Source organism: Listeria grayi (assembly GCF_900638015.1).
In the GTDB taxonomy this organism is placed as follows: Bacteria; Bacillota; Bacilli; order Lactobacillales; family Listeriaceae; genus Listeria; species Listeria grayi.
On record NZ_LR134483.1, the window covers coordinates 2,080,113 to 2,097,377 of the forward strand.

Annotated in this window: 15 protein-coding genes and 1 tRNA gene; 4 read left to right on the forward strand and 12 right to left on the reverse strand. The window is 40.4% G+C overall.

What is annotated here, in order from left to right:
* Window positions 1-59 precede the first annotated feature (59 nt).
* The 5 genes from EL241_RS10185 to EL241_RS10205 all read right to left on the reverse strand — a co-directional run bounded on the left by EL241_RS10185 (window position 60) and on the right by EL241_RS10205 (window position 6,931).
* Window positions 60-2,750, reverse strand: coding sequence for a YhgE/Pip domain-containing protein (locus tag EL241_RS10185; RefSeq protein ID WP_170166160.1), 2,691 nt, complete (start codon window positions 2,748-2,750; stop codon window positions 60-62).
* A 77-nt stretch (window positions 2,751-2,827) separates the two neighbouring features.
* Window positions 2,828-3,469, reverse strand: a complete 642-nt coding sequence (locus EL241_RS10190) for a GntR family transcriptional regulator (RefSeq protein WP_036104985.1) — start codon at window positions 3,467-3,469, stop codon at window positions 2,828-2,830.
* 19 nt (window positions 3,470-3,488) lie between these two features.
* Window positions 3,489-4,436 (reverse strand): magnesium transporter CorA family protein, encoded by a 948-nt coding sequence (locus EL241_RS10195; RefSeq protein ID WP_126320557.1) that lies wholly within the window; start codon window positions 4,434-4,436, stop codon window positions 3,489-3,491.
* A 117-nt stretch (window positions 4,437-4,553) separates the two neighbouring features.
* Window positions 4,554-5,390, reverse strand: a complete 837-nt coding sequence (locus tag EL241_RS10200; protein ID WP_036104983.1) for a VOC family protein — start codon at window positions 5,388-5,390, stop codon at window positions 4,554-4,556.
* Window positions 5,391-5,539: 149 nt separating this feature from the next.
* Window positions 5,540-6,931 carry an APC family permease gene (locus tag EL241_RS10205; protein WP_003754598.1) on the reverse strand — a complete coding sequence of 464 codons (1,392 nt, stop codon included), beginning with the start codon at window positions 6,929-6,931 and terminating at the stop codon, window positions 5,540-5,542.
* A 176-nt stretch (window positions 6,932-7,107) separates the two neighbouring features.
* Between EL241_RS10205 and EL241_RS10210 the strand changes: the two genes are divergently transcribed.
* Window positions 7,108-8,925, forward strand: a complete 1,818-nt coding sequence (locus EL241_RS10210) for an LTA synthase family protein (RefSeq protein ID WP_036104982.1) — start codon at window positions 7,108-7,110, stop codon at window positions 8,923-8,925.
* A gap of 34 nt (window positions 8,926-8,959) precedes the next feature.
* Here the strand turns inward: EL241_RS10210 and EL241_RS10215 are convergent, their stop codons facing one another.
* The 3 genes from EL241_RS10215 to EL241_RS10225 form a co-directional block, all read right to left on the reverse strand.
* A complete protein-coding gene (locus tag EL241_RS10215; RefSeq protein ID WP_003754595.1) occupies window positions 8,960-10,588 on the reverse strand; it encodes a peptide ABC transporter substrate-binding protein in 1,629 nt (542 codons plus the stop codon).
* Window positions 10,589-10,625: 37 nt separating this feature from the next.
* Window positions 10,626-11,372 carry a gamma-glutamyl-gamma-aminobutyrate hydrolase family protein gene (locus tag EL241_RS10220; RefSeq protein ID WP_050776971.1) on the reverse strand — a complete coding sequence of 249 codons (747 nt, stop codon included), beginning with the start codon at window positions 11,370-11,372 and terminating at the stop codon, window positions 10,626-10,628.
* Between the two features lie 132 nt (window positions 11,373-11,504).
* Window positions 11,505-12,428: an aldo/keto reductase gene (locus tag EL241_RS10225; RefSeq protein WP_036104977.1), complete on the reverse strand. Its 924-nt coding sequence runs from the start codon at window positions 12,426-12,428 to the stop codon at window positions 11,505-11,507.
* Between the two features lie 137 nt (window positions 12,429-12,565).
* Between EL241_RS10225 and EL241_RS10230 the strand changes: the two genes are divergently transcribed.
* Window positions 12,566-12,655 (forward strand) — tRNA-Ser (locus EL241_RS10230).
* A gap of 237 nt (window positions 12,656-12,892) precedes the next feature.
* On the opposite strand, the gene EL241_RS13685 is transcribed toward EL241_RS10230, so the two are convergent.
* Window positions 12,893-13,033: a hypothetical protein gene (locus EL241_RS13685; protein WP_159099832.1), complete on the reverse strand. Its 141-nt coding sequence runs from the start codon at window positions 13,031-13,033 to the stop codon at window positions 12,893-12,895.
* Window positions 13,034-13,195: 162 nt separating this feature from the next.
* On the opposite strand from EL241_RS13685, the gene EL241_RS10235 reads away from it, so the two are divergent.
* Window positions 13,196-13,582, forward strand: coding sequence for a hypothetical protein (locus tag EL241_RS10235; protein WP_036104974.1), 387 nt, complete (start codon window positions 13,196-13,198; stop codon window positions 13,580-13,582).
* A gap of 226 nt (window positions 13,583-13,808) precedes the next feature.
* Here the strand turns inward: EL241_RS10235 and EL241_RS10240 are convergent, their stop codons facing one another.
* A complete protein-coding gene (locus EL241_RS10240) occupies window positions 13,809-14,336 on the reverse strand; it encodes an NUDIX hydrolase (RefSeq protein WP_036105082.1) in 528 nt (175 codons plus the stop codon).
* A gap of 91 nt (window positions 14,337-14,427) precedes the next feature.
* Here EL241_RS10240 and EL241_RS10245 point away from each other — a divergent pair, with 91 nt between their 5' ends.
* Window positions 14,428-14,892, forward strand: a complete 465-nt coding sequence (locus EL241_RS10245; RefSeq protein ID WP_003754586.1) for an ASCH domain-containing protein — start codon at window positions 14,428-14,430, stop codon at window positions 14,890-14,892.
* Between the two features lie 30 nt (window positions 14,893-14,922).
* On the opposite strand, the gene EL241_RS10250 is transcribed toward EL241_RS10245, so the two are convergent.
* Window positions 14,923-16,431 (reverse strand): flavocytochrome c, encoded by a 1,509-nt coding sequence (locus EL241_RS10250; RefSeq protein ID WP_126320560.1) that lies wholly within the window; start codon window positions 16,429-16,431, stop codon window positions 14,923-14,925.
* A gap of 152 nt (window positions 16,432-16,583) precedes the next feature.
* Window positions 16,584-17,210 (reverse strand): FusB/FusC family EF-G-binding protein, encoded by a 627-nt coding sequence (locus tag EL241_RS10255; protein WP_036104971.1) that lies wholly within the window; start codon window positions 17,208-17,210, stop codon window positions 16,584-16,586.
* Window positions 17,211-17,265 lie beyond the last annotated feature (55 nt).

The following is a 17,265-nucleotide window of genomic DNA, read 5'->3' on the forward strand; positions in this document are numbered from 1 at the left end:
TATAAGCCAAAATAAAAACAATCACCAGCCCTCTTATCAAACGGCTGGTGATTGTTTTATCAGTGTATCAATTTGCTTCGTTTTACTTTTTCCGCGAGTTTCGGAACTACTTTTTCGAGCGGCTTTTTCAGTAATGTTCCAATTAAAATGAACAATACACCAAAACCGACGAGTACGATGATATCTTTCCACATATTCGGCGCATAGATACCACCCACGCTCTCACGCAGCAGATTGACTGCATAGGTAAATGGCAAGAATGGATAAATTGCTTGGAAGAATGGCGGTGATACTTGGATCGGGAAGTTCCCTCCCGCTCCTGAGATCTGAAGTACCAAGATAATGATCGCCAGTCCTTTACCGACATTATTGAAAAGTGCCACGAGCGTGTAGACAATGCTGAGGAAGACAACGCTTATCAGCATGCTGAACACAATAAGCAAGAATGGCTCAGCGATATCGACTTTCAAAATAAAGATATTTCCCAGCGTTACCACCAATGCTTGTGCCAGACCAATCGTCAGGAAGGTAAATAATCTCCCGAAGTAGCGATGATAATGTTTGTAAATACCAAGTGGTGCTTCCACATCGGCACGCAAGAGCGAGATCAGCAGCAGTCCGCCCACCCACAGACACAACGCCGTATAGAATGGAGAGCTTGCCGAACCGTAGTTTGCGATCGGATACTTGTCGTTTTCATTCAAGTGAATCGGATTCGCTAGGAATTCACTGTCTTTATCTGCATCATTGCGCAAGAATTTGATGATATCTTGTAAATTATACTTTTTATCGAAATCATCGATCTTGCCGGTCGCATTTTTGATTGCTTTTTCAAATTCAGGCAGTTCATTACGCGACAGGTCTGCTAGTTTAGTAACCGTTGTTTCAAAATCAGGCATTTTATCTTTGATCAGTTTCGCTGCTTGATGGATCTCTTTTTCATATCCTGGCAGATCATCTCTGACAAAATTTGCCGCGGTATGGACTTTCTTCTTGATCGCTGGATATTTGTTTTTGTAAAAATCTGCTGCTTCATTGATGTCAGCGATCATCGTGTCGAGTTTGGTATCGATTGCTTTGGTTGCGTCATTTAATGCTTTTTGGATTTCGGGCAATCGTTTTTGGAATGTTTTTAGATATTTTTGACCGTCAGTGAGTGTTTTTTGCGTTTCAGCTAAAATACTTTTGACTTCTGGTATTTTACTTTGGGCATTTTTCAGTAGATCTTTACTGTTTTTAAGCGTTCCTTTGACTTCATTCAAATCTTTTTGAAGTGCTGGCACGATTTTAGAATCATAATCCTTGATGATTTGCCCTAATTTATTGCTGACTTCTGTAGCTTGACTATCCAATCTATCTAATAATTCTTTTGCGGGTTCTTTGCCATTTTCAACCGCTGTTTTTACTTGCTCAATGGTTTGTTTTTGTGTCGTCAGTCTAGAATCGACTGTTTTGAGCGCTTCGATAAGCGGATCAAATGGATGGTTTGGCAAGGATTCGTTGAGTCCAGTCAGTGTATCGATTTGGGATTCGACCGTTTTCTGAAGCTGATCGACTCCTGCTTCCAGCTGATTGAGCTGTTCTACTGCTTGATCCGGATCGATTGCTCCGCTTTTGAGGGCGGAAGTAATCGTTTTGACATTATCTGAGATTTGTTTCATCAAAACAAGATTTTGTTTGACTGCTGGTGCGATCTGATCAAAAGAGCTATCGATTTGTGTCACGAATCCGTCCACTTTATCGACATATTTATTACCGTCTTTCGCGATTGCTTCCACTTTTGGGATCGCGTCCATTGCTTGATTGACGATCGTCAGCGCACGGTCTGATTCAGAAACTGCATTGTTTAGTGTCTTTTTGATATCGCCGAAGTTGTTATTGACTTCTTTCACATCAGCTGCGATTTTTTTGATCTCTGGGATTTTTTTCTGCAATGTTAGCACGTCTTGCCCCAGTTCATCGATTTTCGGTAGATTTTTTTCTACCAATAGAATATTGCCTGCCGCATCGTTTATTTCTGGGATACGTTTATCCAGTTCTTCGACTTGCTTTGCTTTTGATTTGATCTCCGGAAGTTTTTTCTCGATGTTGATCGCTTCTTTGCCCATTTGCCTGATTTCCGGCAGTGCATCATTCGCAGCAAAAATCTTCGTCTTCAATTTTCTTAGCGTCGGCAGTTCATTTTTCAGATCAATACCGGCTGTATTGAACTCTTTGAGCACGGCCTTGCTGACCGTCCCAATAAACTCATTGCTGACTTCGGAAACGATCGTACTTGCCCCGCTCGATGTCATTTTCGGCGCGATCGCATTGATTTTTTCATTTACTGTATAATCGATTGTAGGCTTTTTCACGTCATCCGTCACAACAGAAACCATGTCTTTGGAAAAATCCTTAGGTACACGGATCGCAGCGTAATATTTCCCGCTTTCCACGCCTTTTTGGGCTTCCTTATCACTGACGAATGTCCAGCCTAGTTTTTTATTTTTCTTTAAATTATTTTTTAGTTCTTTTCCGACATTGATAGCTTTTTCTTTTTCCCCTGGTACTTGGACGGTCGAACCTTTGTCTTCCACCGTAACAGCCACTTTGATCCCCTTCGTATTCGAATACGGATCCCATAAAGCAGCGATATTAAACCATGCGTATAAGGAAGGTAAAATAACCAATGCGATAATAAGCAGCAATGCTAATGGTGCACGAAACACCCGCCGCCAATCTAAAATATAGATCTCAAAAATCTTACGCAAGATAACGTCCCTCCAATTAATAATTCCTGTCACACTAATCCACTATTATACTATTATGTTTAATAATTAGCAAAAGGTCAACGAAAAGTCAATATAATAAACTCATTTATCAACTTTTGTATACTATTTTTAGCTTCTTCATAGCGATGCGCCTGTAATTCCTCGATCAACTCATGAAAAGCAGTGACGGTCCTGTCCGCTAAAAGTAGCGGCAGCATTTTCAAATCATTTTTCGCTTTCACTTGGAAGTCCTGCACGATTTTACGCAAAGTTTCCTGTACATAAGGATTATCTGCAAAGGTCAGCAGCTGATGCAGCCAAGCGCCGAGGCCACTGTTATAAGCGCTGTAATCGCCTTTTTCCCCTGCTGCTTTCAGCTCGGTGGTCAATCGGATATTTTCGCTTGGTTCAAAGCTGGCGTAATGTTTTTTGATTTTATCGACCGTTTGTAAGCAAAGCACTTCTACCATTTCCAGCATTTGCACAAATTGGGCCGGCGTCAAAACACTGGTAGTCACTACAGCGCCGCGATTCCGCTCAAAGCGGATCAACCCGTCTGCTTCCAACACTTCCAGAGCCCGTCGTACCGGTGTCCTGCTGATCGTCAGTTCTGCAGCAAGTGCAGATTCAGAAACATGATCCCCGATTCGATACGTGCCACTGAGGATTTTTTCTTTGATTGTCATATAAGCTAATTTTTCATACGTCTGTTTGTTCATTCTTTACCTCCATGCCGTATCAAAAATATTTTTTCTTCCAAAAAAGGACGACCAGAATAGCACATATTACTACTGTCAGCGAATTAAGCACGGCAAAAGCATGATCATAATGGGCAATCGGTAGTTTGATATTCATCCCGTAAGCACTGGAAATGATTGTCGGGATCGATAAGATGATCGTCACAGAGGCTAAAAATTTCATGACCAAGTTCAAATTATTGGAGATAACGGAAGAAAAAATATCTGACATTCCACTGATCACATTGGAATATGTTTCCGTCATCGTTACTGCTTGTCTGTTTTCAATTCTTACTTCTTTTAACAACAGTTTAAGTTCTTGGTTGTGCAAGATCTCTTTCTCTTCCAGCTGCTCTACAATGATTTTATTGGATTGCAATGCCGTTGCAAAAAACACTAAACTTTTTTGGATCGCCATAAACGCATATAACTTCTCGTTTTTCATAGATTTTTTTAAATTGATTTCCAATTGATTGGTTTCTTTAATAATATCATTTAAATATTTCAAGAAATAGTTCGTTGCACCTAAAAACAATTTAAGCATAAACTGCCACTTGTCGCTACGATCGAAATCTCCAAGCCTATCTTGCAGCATGTCGTTGATGAAAGGCATGGCTTTTTTCGAGATCGTGATCACATAGTCTTTTGTCAACATGATCCCGATCGGCATCGTTTCAAAAAGTTTATAGCCAAGTTCATCTTTCGTTTCATAGGGGCATTCAATGATCAAGATAGAATAAGGCTGATCTTCATGAGAAAGATTTTGTTCCACCCGTGAACGCTCTTCGGAATCCAGCGCATCTTCAAGAAACTTTTTTGGTATGGTAAGCTCTTTTGCCAGCAGCTCCATTTCTTGGTTGGTAGGATTCTCGATTTGAATCCAATTACTATTTTCTCTTTTTGAAACATGCTCAATTTTTTCAGCTGAGCACTTATAATAATTCAACATTTTAATCGGCTCCTTAGGCTATTTCTATATCTTATCATAGCATGACTATCGCTTGAATAACTATTCCCGATTATAAAAAAAAGCAACATGACATTTGCCATGCTGCAAGTGTTCTATTTATTTTCCGATAAAAATGCGTATACCATTCGGATCTTCGGTGAAAAAACCTGTTGCGCTTTCCACGATCGGATAGCCGTTTTCTGCTAACAGAGTCTTCACCGTTTCATGCTGTGGTGTGTGGATCGTAAAGAAATCCAAGCCAGTTTCATTTTCCTGACGAGGAGAAAGATTCCGGCCGCTCCAAACATTCGTACCGAGATGATGATGATAAGTTCCAGCAGCGAAAAAACGTGCGCTTGGGATCGTCGTCGTAAGGTTTAAACCAAGTAGACCCTGATAAAAGGTTTCTGTTTTTTCGATATCCGCTACTTGCAGATGAACATGACCAATGATCGTACCCGCTGCGATTTGTTCAAAAGGCGCATGATCTGCTTCAGCAAGCAGGCCATCGATATCTACTTCGTTCGTCGCCATTGGCAGATCTCCATTTTCAGCTCTTTGCCATTCCGCTTGAGGACGGTCAGCATAAATTTCAATTCCATTGCCCTCGACATCTCGAAAATAGATCGCCTCGCTGTAGATATGATCGCCAGCCCCGTCCAGCGGATATTTCGTTTGTGCGATGTGGACCAATAAATTCGCAAGGTCTCGACGCGACGGTAATAAGAAGGCAGTATGATATAGCCCCGTCCGAGGAGAGCTACTGATCTCACCTGCTTCTAATTGCGAAATATGGACGAGTCCCCGCGCTTCATCAGCTCCGAGCAGTACTTCTTTTTCATTATCGCTCAATACCCGCAACCCCATGATTTCTTGATAAAAGCGGCGCATCTTTTCTTTTGATTTTGCTTTTAAATAGACAGTTCCTAATTGTAAAGTTTGTATTCCAGACATGGCTGACAGCTCCTTTTCTTCTATTAGAACATAGAAGGGCTGTTTTTCCAATTATTTTGCTTGTAAAAAGTAAGTTAGTTACTTTTAATTATATTTCATCGATAATTTATATTTTTCTTAATTTAACAAACTAGACATCCTATCTATAATTATTTCCCATTCAAATTACTATGCTTTCGACCATAAATGAAGTAAATGAGCAATCCGATCACGAACCAAATACCACAGGCGATCATTGTCGTAGCTGATAAGCGGCTGATCAAAAACAGACACAATAAGAAAGAAATAATCGGAACGACTGGATAAAATGGTACTTTAAATCCACCTTCTGGTATTTCTTTGTTTTTACGCAGAAACAAAATACCAACTGACACAGCCATAAAGGCGAGGAGCGTTCCCATATTTACTAAAGCAGCTAATTCATCGAGCGGGATAAAACCAGCCACCAGTGATACGCAAACGGCGAAGATCCATGTCGCGCGAACCGGGATTTTTTTCTTGCCTGATAGTTTAGCTGCTGCCTTTGGAAGTAGTCCATCGCGGCTGATTGCATAAACTAAGCGAGTAGCACCATAACTCATCACCAGTAGCACAGTGATCATTCCGGTAACTGCTCCTAATGAAATCAGTCCTGCTGCCCAGTCTTGGTGGATATAATGAATTGCAAATGCCACCGGATCGGTCACATCCAACTCTTTATACGACACGATTCCTGTCAATACAGCGGACACTGCAACATACAAGATCGTACAGATCGCCAAAGCGCCAATGATCCCGATCGGCATATTGCGCTGCGGGTTTTTGACTTCTTCTGCTGCAGAGGAAACAGCATCAAAACCGAGATAAGCAAAAATAACGATAGAAGCTCCGTTGAATACCCCGCTAAGTCCATAAGGTAGAAACGGATTCCAATTTTCAGGTCTCACATAAAAAATTCCTACGGCTAAAAACAGAAGAATCACCACGATCTTCACAACAACCATTATCGTATTGACACGTGTGGATTCCCGAATCCCCGCTGTAAGCAATGCTGCGATCACAAGTACTACGATAATTGCTGGAAGATTGACGATGGTTCCATTCTTGATACTGAATGCTGCTGTCATCGCGTGAGGGATCTGCAGATGGAATCCGCGAAGTAGTGAATTTAAATAGGCAGACCAGCCGCTTGCCACCGAGGCAACGGCTAGCCCATACTCCAAAACCAGTGCCCAACCAAGCATCCACCCGATCAATTCGCCAAAAACCATATATCCATAACTATATGCACTCCCAGCGATCGGGATGCGCGAGGAAAATTCCGAATAACAAAGTGCTGAAAAAGCACATACGATCGCGGCTAATACGAAAGAAAAAATGATTCCTGGCCCTGCACTTTTAGCAGCTACCGTTCCAGGAAGAATAAAGATCCCGGTTCCAACGACTGCCCCAACGCCTAGAAACATTAGATCTATGCTTCCTAAGCTCGGAGTGAGTTTATTCCGATTGCTTTCTTCTATATTCAATTCTTTTCTTCTAAATAAACTATTTCGCTTCATCATATACACGCCTCTTTTGTCGATTATTATGTCTCAATTAGTATAATAATACACTTTTGCAATTTAAAGGTCAACAACGTTAAAGCGCTTGTGAATTTCCTAAATATTTGCACCTGTATGGGGATTGGTTTAGAATTAGATAGATTAGTAATTTATATAAGAAGAAAGAGGAAAAAAATGTGATAGTTATCTATTTGTTGTTTATCGTTGCCAAAGTATTTATTTCCTATTTCCAGATCTTTAGTAAGCCTGATTTTTTGGCGATGGGAATTGATTTAGTATTTATCTTTTTTGTCTTGTTCTTGATCCATACCTTTGTTTCCAAACGCGCGCAAGTATACTGGTATGCAGGCGTTTCTTTATTTGTAGGTATCCTCATGTTAGTCTGTGTTTTATACGCTCGCTTCTATCATGAGATCCCCACGTATCACAGCTTTTCGCTGATCGGTGAAGTAGGCGTCGTAAAATCCAGCGCTACGAGCTTGCTGAAGCCGCTTGATTTCTTTTACTTTATTGATATACTGCTGTTGCCGTTTTTGCTTTTCCAAGCAATCGTTAAAAAACGGACCTTCCGCGGCTTTAAATTCCAAGGAAAAAAAGTGGGACTCACAGTCATTGCTTTCTTTGTGATCGTCAGCTCGTTTACCTTCTTCACAGTCAAACAAGATATTATCAGTGACTCGATCCGAGCAAAGAAAATGGGACTCTTTACCTTCAACATTGCTACTGCACTTGCAGGAACAGCGAATGTAAAGGCAGCCTATATCACAGCTCAGAATGTTCGCGATATCAAAGGCGAGAAACTACCGAAACATCCGAAAGATTTCGGCGTTGCTAAGGGAAAGAATCTCATCATCATCCAGTTGGAATCCTTCCAGCGAAACTTGAATGGCGTCAAAATAAATGGTCAATCGGTGACACCGACGTTGGATAAACTTCAAAACGAAACACTCTATTCCAATCAGTTTTTCCAAACAGTGTCCAAATCTAATACCGCCGATGCAGAATGGTCCGTCTATACATCGACCTTCCCAAGCGGCTATTATACCAATACCCAAACATATGCCGATCGAGTGATTCCCTCGATGCCGAGACTTCTAGGCAAAAACGGCTATTCAACGGCGACATTCCATACCAATGACGCAAGTTTCTATAATCGCGAAAATTTCTACCCAGCAGTTGGCTTTGACAAATTTTATGACCGGAAATTCTTCGGTGATGAAGATAAGATCGGTTTCTCAGCAAGTGATGAAGTTCTTTATAAGAAAACATTCCCGGTTTTAGAAAAACATTATAAAAACAAACAGAAATTTTATTCACAGCTGATCAGCGTCAGCAGCCACATGCCTTTCAAACTGCCCGAAGACAAGCAGACATTGCAGCTGCCCTCTGACCTTCAAGACACAGAACTCGGTGACTATTTCCAAGCAGAACATTATGCGGATAAACAGTTAGGAGCTTTCATTGCTAAATTGAAAAAAAGCGGTATTTGGGATGATTCCGTTGTCGTTATGTACGGCGATCATCATATCCTGGATACGAAAGATCTTTCTTCGGAGGAACAAAAATATGTACCAAAATCTAAAAACTGGAAAACACAGCCAGCAGATGATTATCGCGTTTCTTTCTTCCTACATTATCCGGGTATGAAAGCTACCGGTGAGATCAAAAATGTCGGCGGCGAGATTGATATTATGCCGACTGTCATGAATCTGCTCGGCGTTCCTACCAAAAATCAAATCATGTTCGGAAAAGATATCTTGAACAGCAAGACCAATTTTATTCCTGAACGCTATTCGATGCCGGAAGGAAGCTACTTTACAAATGATTATACCTATTTGCCAGATGAAAGTTTTGAAACAGGTAAAGCTGCTTACTATGATGGTCAGAGTAAAGCACTCGGCAAAGATGTCCGCGCCAAGTTTGAAGCCAGCCGTAAACTGCTGCGCTATTCGGACAGCTACATCAACCAATTACCGCTTCGAGACGACAAATAAAAAGAAGGCTCTCCGATTTGGAGAGCCTTTTAATTTATTTTACATAAGCATTACGGTAAGAAACGGTTCTACCGAATGGGAAGATTTGAACACCTTTTACACGACTGTTCAACAAGTATGCGGTCGCGCCTTGATAAACCGGAGCAAACACAGCATCTTTTTGAACCAATTGTTTTTCTAGTGCTAACATTTTTTGCCATCTTGCTTCTGGATCGGCTGCTAATTTAGTATCTAGTTCCGCGACACCTTTATCGTATTCCTTATTGGAATATTTAGGGAAGTTGATACCGCCATTTGTGATATAACCATCCAAGAAGTTGATTGGGTCCCCATAATCCGGTGTCCATGTACCAAAGAAGACATCATAATCACCAGCAGAGTTCAATTGAAGCCGATTTTTTAGCGGCACATTTTTTACTTTGACTGTCAGTCCTGGAAGATTTTTCTCCCATTCGCCTTGTAAGAATTCAACCGTTTGTTTGGAGGATTCCGTATCGGATGCCAATAATTCGATCGTCAGTTTGTTCTTTCCTAATTCTTTCTTCGCTTGTTTCCACTCAGCCTTTGCTTTTTTTACATCATAAGTAACTAAATCACCGTTTTCTTTACGGAAATCTTCGTTATTTTTAGGATCTTTGGCAAAACCTTCTGGGATATACCCGTTTAGTGGTTTAGAACCGTCACTTAGGATCGTATCGGTATAGCCTTCTTTATCAAATCCCATTGATAATGCTTTACGCAAGTGAACATTACCGGTATTCGTACGTTTGAAATTGAAACCTAGATAGCCGATCAATGACTTCGGTGTTTCGTGATAATCTTTGTCTTTACGGTATTTCTTCGCATAATTTTCTGCTAAGCCTGTGTAATCAGCCGCTTTTGTTTGGTAAAGGTTCACACCAGCACCGATATCTTTGATGACTTGAACAGATACTTTATTCAATTTTATGTCATCTTTTGCGTAATACGTTTTATTTTTGTCGAATTCCCATGAATTTCCTGTGCCGTTCCATTTTTTAATCACAAATGGTCCGTTAGCAAGTACCGTATCACTGGAAGTTCCGTATTTTCCCTTTTGCGCTTTCACAAATTTTTCGTTTTGCGGTAAAAATGGTGTTCCTGTTAATAATTTAGCTAAATATGGCGTTGGATGTTCGAGCGTCAACTGCAGGGTACTGTCATCGATCGCCTTGACACCTAAATCTTTCACCGGTTTTTTACCATTTCTTACATCTTCGCCATTTTTGAAGACGTCCGTTTCGTTAGAGCTTGGTGATGCTGTTTTTGGGTCAGCAACTTTGCGGAAAGCAAAAACGAAATCATTTGCCGTCACTTTATCACCATTTGCCCATTTTGCATCTTTTATCTTGTATGTGTATACTTTCTTATCTTTACTGATCTCTGGTGCTTTTTCTGCCAGACCAAGAACGGCATTATTGTTGTCGTCTACCAGATATAAGCCTTCCACGATCTGTCCGATCGCATCAGAACTGAAAACATCGCTGTAGAGCGCACTGTCTAATGTCGCTATCTGCCCTTGTGCGGTTACTTTTATTGCTTTGTTATCTGAGTTTGCACCCTTTGTATCATTTCCTTTTCCACAAGCTGCCAATACCATCCCAATAACCATGATTGCCATGATCAATCCTATTTTCTTTTTCAATAGAATCCCTCCCTAACTTATATTTATATAGCCAACTTCACAAATTTGAAACCCGTTTTTTCATTACAAATTCAGAAGTAGCATTTTTAATAAAAAAGTGAAATAATTGCTTCATTTTTTGATCTGTAAACTGCATCATTTCCGGATGCCATTGCACACCAATCACATTCGGGCGATCTGCAAGCTCAACTGCTTCGATCGTTCCATCTTCTGCATAAGCACTCGCCACTAATCCTGTTCCTAACCGGTCGATCGATTGGTGGTGGAAAGAATTGACATCGGCACGTTTGGATAGCAGTTTCGCTGTTTGCGTCCCTTCGATCGTATAAATAGGATGCGTAGCTTCATGGACAGGCATATTCTGCATGTGCGTAAAAGTGTTTAACTCTGCGATATTTTGGACCAATGACCCTCCAAGCGCCACATTTAAAAGCTGCATGCCACGACAAATAGCGAAAATCGCTTTATTTTGTTTTAATGCTTCTTTGACCAAGGCAAGTTCAAACTGATCTCGTTCCAATAAACTAGCAGTACTTTCCTCTACCTCCGACTGCCCATAAAAAAGAGGAGAAACATCTTGTCCACCCGATAAGATCAATCCGTCGATCTTGTCAACAAAGTAAGGAACTAATCCTACCTCTGTAATCGGGATTACAAACGGAATACCATGATTCTCCGTTACTGCTTCGATATATGCATTGCCCACATATGCTTTTGTAGTAGAGATCGTCCCCGGTACAGCGTCCGTCAATAGATTCCCAGATATTCCAATAACAGGTGTCATGCGTATCCCCTCCTTATCCTTACAAAAAAACTCGGAATTAAGTGTTTTTATTATACTGCTATCACTGGAAAAAGTAAAGGCAAAAAAACCAGCCCCTAAAGAGACTGGTTTCAAGTTATTTGTTAAATGAAATCAAGGTAGTTTATTTCCAGCTGCACGATAGATCTCATACCACTCTTGGCGAGATAATGTAATATCGCTTGCTTTCGCACTTGCCACGATCCGTTCGGTATTCATTGTACCGATAATTGCTTGCATTTTGGCTGGGTGGCGCAGAATAAATGCAATCGCGATTGCTGTATTCGTTACTGCTTTTTCAGCCGCGATTCGGTTGATTACTTCATTTAATTCAGGGAATTTATCATTATCCAAGAATACACCTTCAAAAAAGCCATATTGGAACGGCGACCATGCTTGAATCGTCATGTTATGGATACGGCTGTATTCCAAGATACCGCCATCTCGTACCAAACCTGGATCGATCTGCATGTTGACATTCAAGCCAGCATCGATCATCCCAGTGTGCATCACACCAAATTGTAATTGATTCGCTACTAACGGTTGTTCTACTGCCGTTTTCAGTAATTCGATCTGTAGTGGATTTTGGTTACTGACACCAAAGTGACGAACCTTACCGCTCTTTTCCAATTCCGAAAAAGCAGCCGCTACTTCTTCCGGCTCTACTAGAGTATCCGGACGATGTAGTAATAAGAAATCAATGTAGTCCGTTTTCAAACGTTTCAAACTACCTTCAACGGAAGCAATAATATGTTCTTTAGAAAAATCAAACGTTCCTTCCTGTTTCCGGATTCCGCATTTTGTTTGGATGATCATTTTTTCACGAATCGTAGGGTTCATCTCGATCGCATTCGCAAAGATTTCTTCCGATTTGCCATCGCCATAAATATCCGCATGGTCAAAAAAGTTAATTCCATTATCCAGCGCTGTATGTACTACCTTCGCAGCTTCTTTTTCTTCCAAAGCAGCCATGCGCATACAACCTAGCGCAACATCAGATGCCTGAACACCACTCTTGCCAATTTCTATCTGTTTCAATTTCAAGACCACCTTTTTCTCAAGATAGCTATATTTTATCATTAATTGTAAGCGTTACCTAATTATTCACCTCGAAAAAGGACTAGCAATTTTCTTCTTTTTATTATAAAATGTTTTATGTTGGTTGTTTTGATTATGGAGAAATACCCAAGTCCGGCTGAAGGGGACAGACTCGAAATCTGTTAGGCGGTGTATGCCGCGCCGGGGTTCGAATCCCCGTTTCTCCGTTTTATAAGTTTGATTAGTACAGGTTATTTTTTAAGAAATCGCTATATAAAGCCATTTCTTAAAAGACAACCTGTTTTTTTATGACTATTTTTGCCACGAATTTGCCACCAACTACTCCCTTCAATCCCTACCTCTGATCAACTTAACTATCGAAATAATAATAAAAACAATCACACCTAGAACCAATATATTCCCAATCAATCCCGCTATAAGAAACATTTGCATCTCCCATTTCTTTATTTAAACTTTTTTCTTCTTTTCAGCACTTTCACAATCAGCGTTGCAATCCCTGTAATTAAAATCACCCCTATAAGTAAGATTAATACTACCCAGATAACATCAAATTTATTAAAAATATCACCAAGAATAAACTCCATTCTCTTACCTCCTAGAAATCGAATCTAATAATTTTAACATATAAAAATACGTTTTTTGCAGTAAATATCCTAAAACACTCTTATTTTGTCTTAAATGAAGACTTCCCTTCAAATTTGGGATGTTGTATAGTGGAATCAATCCTAATAAAAGGGGGATTTTTGATGGAAGAACAGCCATTGATCACAGCGGAAGGTTTATATCATTTAAACGGCAAGAAAACCGGGAATTGGGGGATCTTTTGTTTTTATGAAACCAAATTGATTATTTATAAAAGCAGTCAGCTGAAAAAGACTCGCGGTGCTTTTGGTGCGATTGGAGCACTTGTTGCACAAATCGTGGACGAGCATAAGCAGAAAAATAATCCCCCTGATTTCGTTATTCCCTATTTAGAGCTTGACGAATTTTCGATTGATAAATCGCTGCTCTTCGGTAATGGAATCAAAGTAGTGCTAGCGAACAACAGCTCGATCAAAATGGACATTCCTCCTAAGTATTATTATGAAAAAATCGCCGCGATCATTAAGACAGAAAATCCAAATGTCGTTTAGTAAAAAACACTATTTCCAGTCTGACCGAAATCGAAATGTAGCCCTTAACGACGAGGGGAATCGTTTTTCGAGCAAGCAAAAACAGCTCGTCTTTTTTAGACGGGCTGTTTTTACTTTGCTTTGATCAGCCATATAAAAAAACTAATAACAGCCACGATACATAATAAAGCAATACTTGCTGCGGTCACACCAAAACTCAATTTGTTTTCCTCCTTTCTGATTTCCCTCATTTCTTTCCTTCTTCCCAATAAAACGCTCCTTGTTTTTGAAGCGCAAACACTGCATCCAGCATTACATAGGGAATCATCTCCCCAGCCGCTACCATTGCCGTTGCTTCTTGATGATCCACCCACTTTACAGCTGCTACTTCGCTTTCCTGTAGCGTTAATGTTTCGATATCCACAGAGCGTGTTACGATGTAGTAATCATCAAATCCTTCTTTAAAATGCATTGTAAACACCGGTCGCTCATTTTTTAAATTCAAATCCAGACCCAACTCTTCTCTTGTTTCCCGCTCCGCAGCCACAAGACTTGTTTCTCCTTCACATGCAGATCCTCCCACGGAAAAATCCCACATGCCCGGCCAGCCTTCCTTAAATCGCTGCCGCTGTTGGATCAATAATTGATTTTCGGAATTAAAAATACAAATATGAACAACTAAGTGGTATTCTCCTTCGCTTAATGGTTCGCCGCGGAAATGCTGTTTTCCCGTCAAATTTCGGTTTTCATCATATAGATCCCATATTTCACGCATCGCCTTCCCCCAATCTTTTTCTAACACTATTATACCCTACAGCGATTTCATGTTATACTCCTAATATAAAATAGAAAAAGGAGCTAAGATCATGGCTACAGCGATTCAGGAATATTGGGAGCGCTATCAAGAAAAAGCACAGGTGCGATTGAAAATGCCTTCTGCTTGGAAATTCGGAGACGGCACGAAAGAGATGGGCGATACGCTCGCCAATTTAGTGATAAAGGGGATAAAAACAGCAACTACTGCCTCAGCAATTGTTCATGAAATAGAGGAAGAGCCTTTCCCGCAAGTTGGAGAATATGCGATTATTTTAAATGGAGATGATGAGCCAGCAGCAATCATCCAATATACACAAATTGATTTAGTCCGCATGAATGAAGTTTCACCTGCCTACGCGGCTGCTGAGGGAGAAGGAGATCTGAGTTATGATTATTGGTATCAAGCCCACGTAAATTTCTTTACATGGGAATTGGGATTATATGATATGACTTTTACTCCTGACCTATTATTAGTTTGCCAGTCATTTCGGGTAGTGGATATCAATCAAGATTAAAAAAGCTCTCCCGGATAGGAGAGCTTTTTCTTAATTTCCTTTGACAAAGTCAGCAGATTTATTCCCTGCCTGACGCCCAAAGATAATAATTTCTGCTACCGAATTTCCCCCGATTCGGTTTTGGCCATGCAATCCGCCAACTACTTCTCCAGCTGCGAAAAGTCCAGTGATCGGTTTTCCGGCTTTGTTCAATACTTCTGTGTTGGTGTTGATTTTCACACCGCCCATTGTATAGTGGATTCCCGGTCCGATCTTGATCGCATAATATGGTTTTTTGGATAAATCATTATCCATTGCAGTCGTACGGTCAAATGCTTGATCTTTTTTATTTTTTACGGCTTCGTTCCATGTTTGCATAGTCTTTTCTAATTCTTTTGCAGGGACGTTGATTTTTGCTGCCAATCCCTCGATGGTATCACTTTTTTCAACAAATCCCATTTCTTCATATTGAGCGATCGCTTTGACACGGTCTTTCACGCCGCTGTCGAAAATCAAATAAGCGGTACGTTTCGGTAATTTATTGATAGATGCTGTTACATTGTCGCGTGTATCCATTTCATTGCCGAATCGGGCACCTTTTTGATTGACTAAAATAGCACCTTCTCCGCGAACGGCTTCACCGATCAGATATGACTTTTCTTGCTGAACGGTTGGGTGGACTTGGATCTGGTCCATGTCAACGGTTGTTCCGCCCAGTTTTTCGATCATCTTGATGCCGTCGCCAGTACTGCCTTCTTGGTTAGTTGTTACATAATCTTTAAGTTCTGGTCTTTCTTTGGCGATCAGTTTCATATTTGCACCGTAGCCGCCTGTTGTTACTACGACTGCGTTAGATTTTACTGTTTTCTCTTGTTTACCATCAAACAAGACTTTTATACCTGTAACTTTTCCGTCTTTTTCTGTTATTTCTTTAACGTCTGCATTAACAAAGACTGGAATCTCTTTTTCTTGGACATTTTTAAGTAATCCGTCCACTAAATATTTTCCTACTGCCGAGCCATCTTTTGGCCGGTGTGTACGTTTTTCGTTCATTCCACCTGTGATCGTGATGTTGTTGAGGGTAATGTCCATGGAATCAAGCCAATCGATCGCACTTGCGGAATGATCCACAAAATAGCGTAGCATCGCTTTATTATTTGTTCCATGTCCGCCTGCTAGAGTTTCCTTATAAAAAGCATCGTTGCTGTCTTTGATGCCTTCTTCTTTTTGGAATTTTGTTTCCGAAGCGTTCATTCCAGATGATGCTTTCATCGTATTCCCGCCTGCAATCGGCATTTTTTCAAAGATAACGGGGTTCATACCTTTTTCTTTTGCTTCTAGCGCTGCAGACATTCCTGCTCCGCCGGCACCGACGATAATGATGTCATAGTTGTCTTTCAGTTTATCAAGCTTCGTATAACTTGTTTTAGAAGCTCCTGACGTAACTGCCACTTTCTCTTTTTTACCGCTCTCTTTTCCGTTTTGCTTGTTTCCACATCCAGCAACAACAAGCACCAATGCTGCTACTGAGATCAGTAAAGCAAAGAAACCCTTTTTCATAGTAAAACCTCCATTTTTTAATTCCCTATCTAAATTCCCTTGTTTAGATAGTTTGTGATTTCACAAACTATTATATCATTTTTCGCATTCCTGTACTAGGGCAAATCCTAAATCAATCGAAAAAGCTGCTTCTCTTTAACAGAGAAAACAGCTCAGTTGCGATCTAAAAATGCAAATAATTCATCGATATTCGCGCGGTCTGTCAAGTTTTCGTTGCAAGCTACGCTATCGGTACAGATGTAATGTCCCATTGCTTTGTACCCGTATGTCTTAGCATTGACCTTGCCTTTGATCGTAAACAATCCTACTTCCGTTTCTTGCCGACACAGGTGACAGATACTTTTCTTATGATTGGTGATAAAGGTTCCCGCTAAACCTGCTAATTTACCGTCGCGTTCCGTGATCATAAATTTCCGGTTGTTGGCATTATCGAACCAGCTGATATAAGTTGCTCTGGTTGGAAATGAAGCTTTTGGAAAATGAAGTTTTTTTATCTTCTTAAAAAGTTGCTTCGCTTTCTGCTCTTCTATGTTTGGAAACGGGCGGACAAATGCTTTTAACTTATCATCGAATTGAAGAAATTCTTCTTCTTTTTTCAAATCCAAAATATCCTGCAGTAATTCTGCTTGTTCCTTTTCGGATACTAATGCGGTTGCTTTTTCCAAGATATAATAGGCAAACTCTTTTTGGATTTTTTTATCATTGGTCGTTCGATTAGCAGATAGGACCTGCTTAGCTTGCTTTTTGATCGTATTATAAGTATGATTTTCGATCTGCATGGATCTCCCCCCTCTTTTTGAGTATAGCAGTGTAGTAAGATCGCCAAAAGCTGAA

Coding starts and splice junctions, on each gene's coding strand:
- EL241_RS10255 (WP_036104971.1), bottom strand. CDS start 17,210: ATGCAGATCGAAAATCATACTTATAATACGATCAAAAAGCAAGCTAAG.
- EL241_RS10250 (WP_126320560.1), bottom strand. CDS start 16,431: ATGAAAAAGGGTTTCTTTGCTTTACTGATCTCAGTAGCAGCATTGGTG.
- EL241_RS10205 (WP_003754598.1), bottom strand. CDS start 6,931: ATGATGAAGCGAAATAGTTTATTTAGAAGAAAAGAATTGAATATAGAA.
- EL241_RS10220 (WP_050776971.1), bottom strand. CDS start 11,372: ATGACACCTGTTATTGGAATATCTGGGAATCTATTGACGGACGCTGTA.
- EL241_RS10235 (WP_036104974.1), top strand. CDS start 13,196: ATGGAAGAACAGCCATTGATCACAGCGGAAGGTTTATATCATTTAAAC.
- EL241_RS10200 (WP_036104983.1), bottom strand. CDS start 5,390: ATGTCTGGAATACAAACTTTACAATTAGGAACTGTCTATTTAAAAGCA.
- EL241_RS10190 (WP_036104985.1), bottom strand. CDS start 3,469: ATGAACAAACAGACGTATGAAAAATTAGCTTATATGACAATCAAAGAA.
- EL241_RS10240 (WP_036105082.1), bottom strand. CDS start 14,336: ATGCGTGAAATATGGGATCTATATGATGAAAACCGAAATTTGACGGGA.
- EL241_RS13685 (WP_159099832.1), bottom strand. CDS start 13,033: ATGGAGTTTATTCTTGGTGATATTTTTAATAAATTTGATGTTATCTGG.
- EL241_RS10245 (WP_003754586.1), top strand. CDS start 14,428: ATGGCTACAGCGATTCAGGAATATTGGGAGCGCTATCAAGAAAAAGCA.
- EL241_RS10195 (WP_126320557.1), bottom strand. CDS start 4,436: ATGTTGAATTATTATAAGTGCTCAGCTGAAAAAATTGAGCATGTTTCA.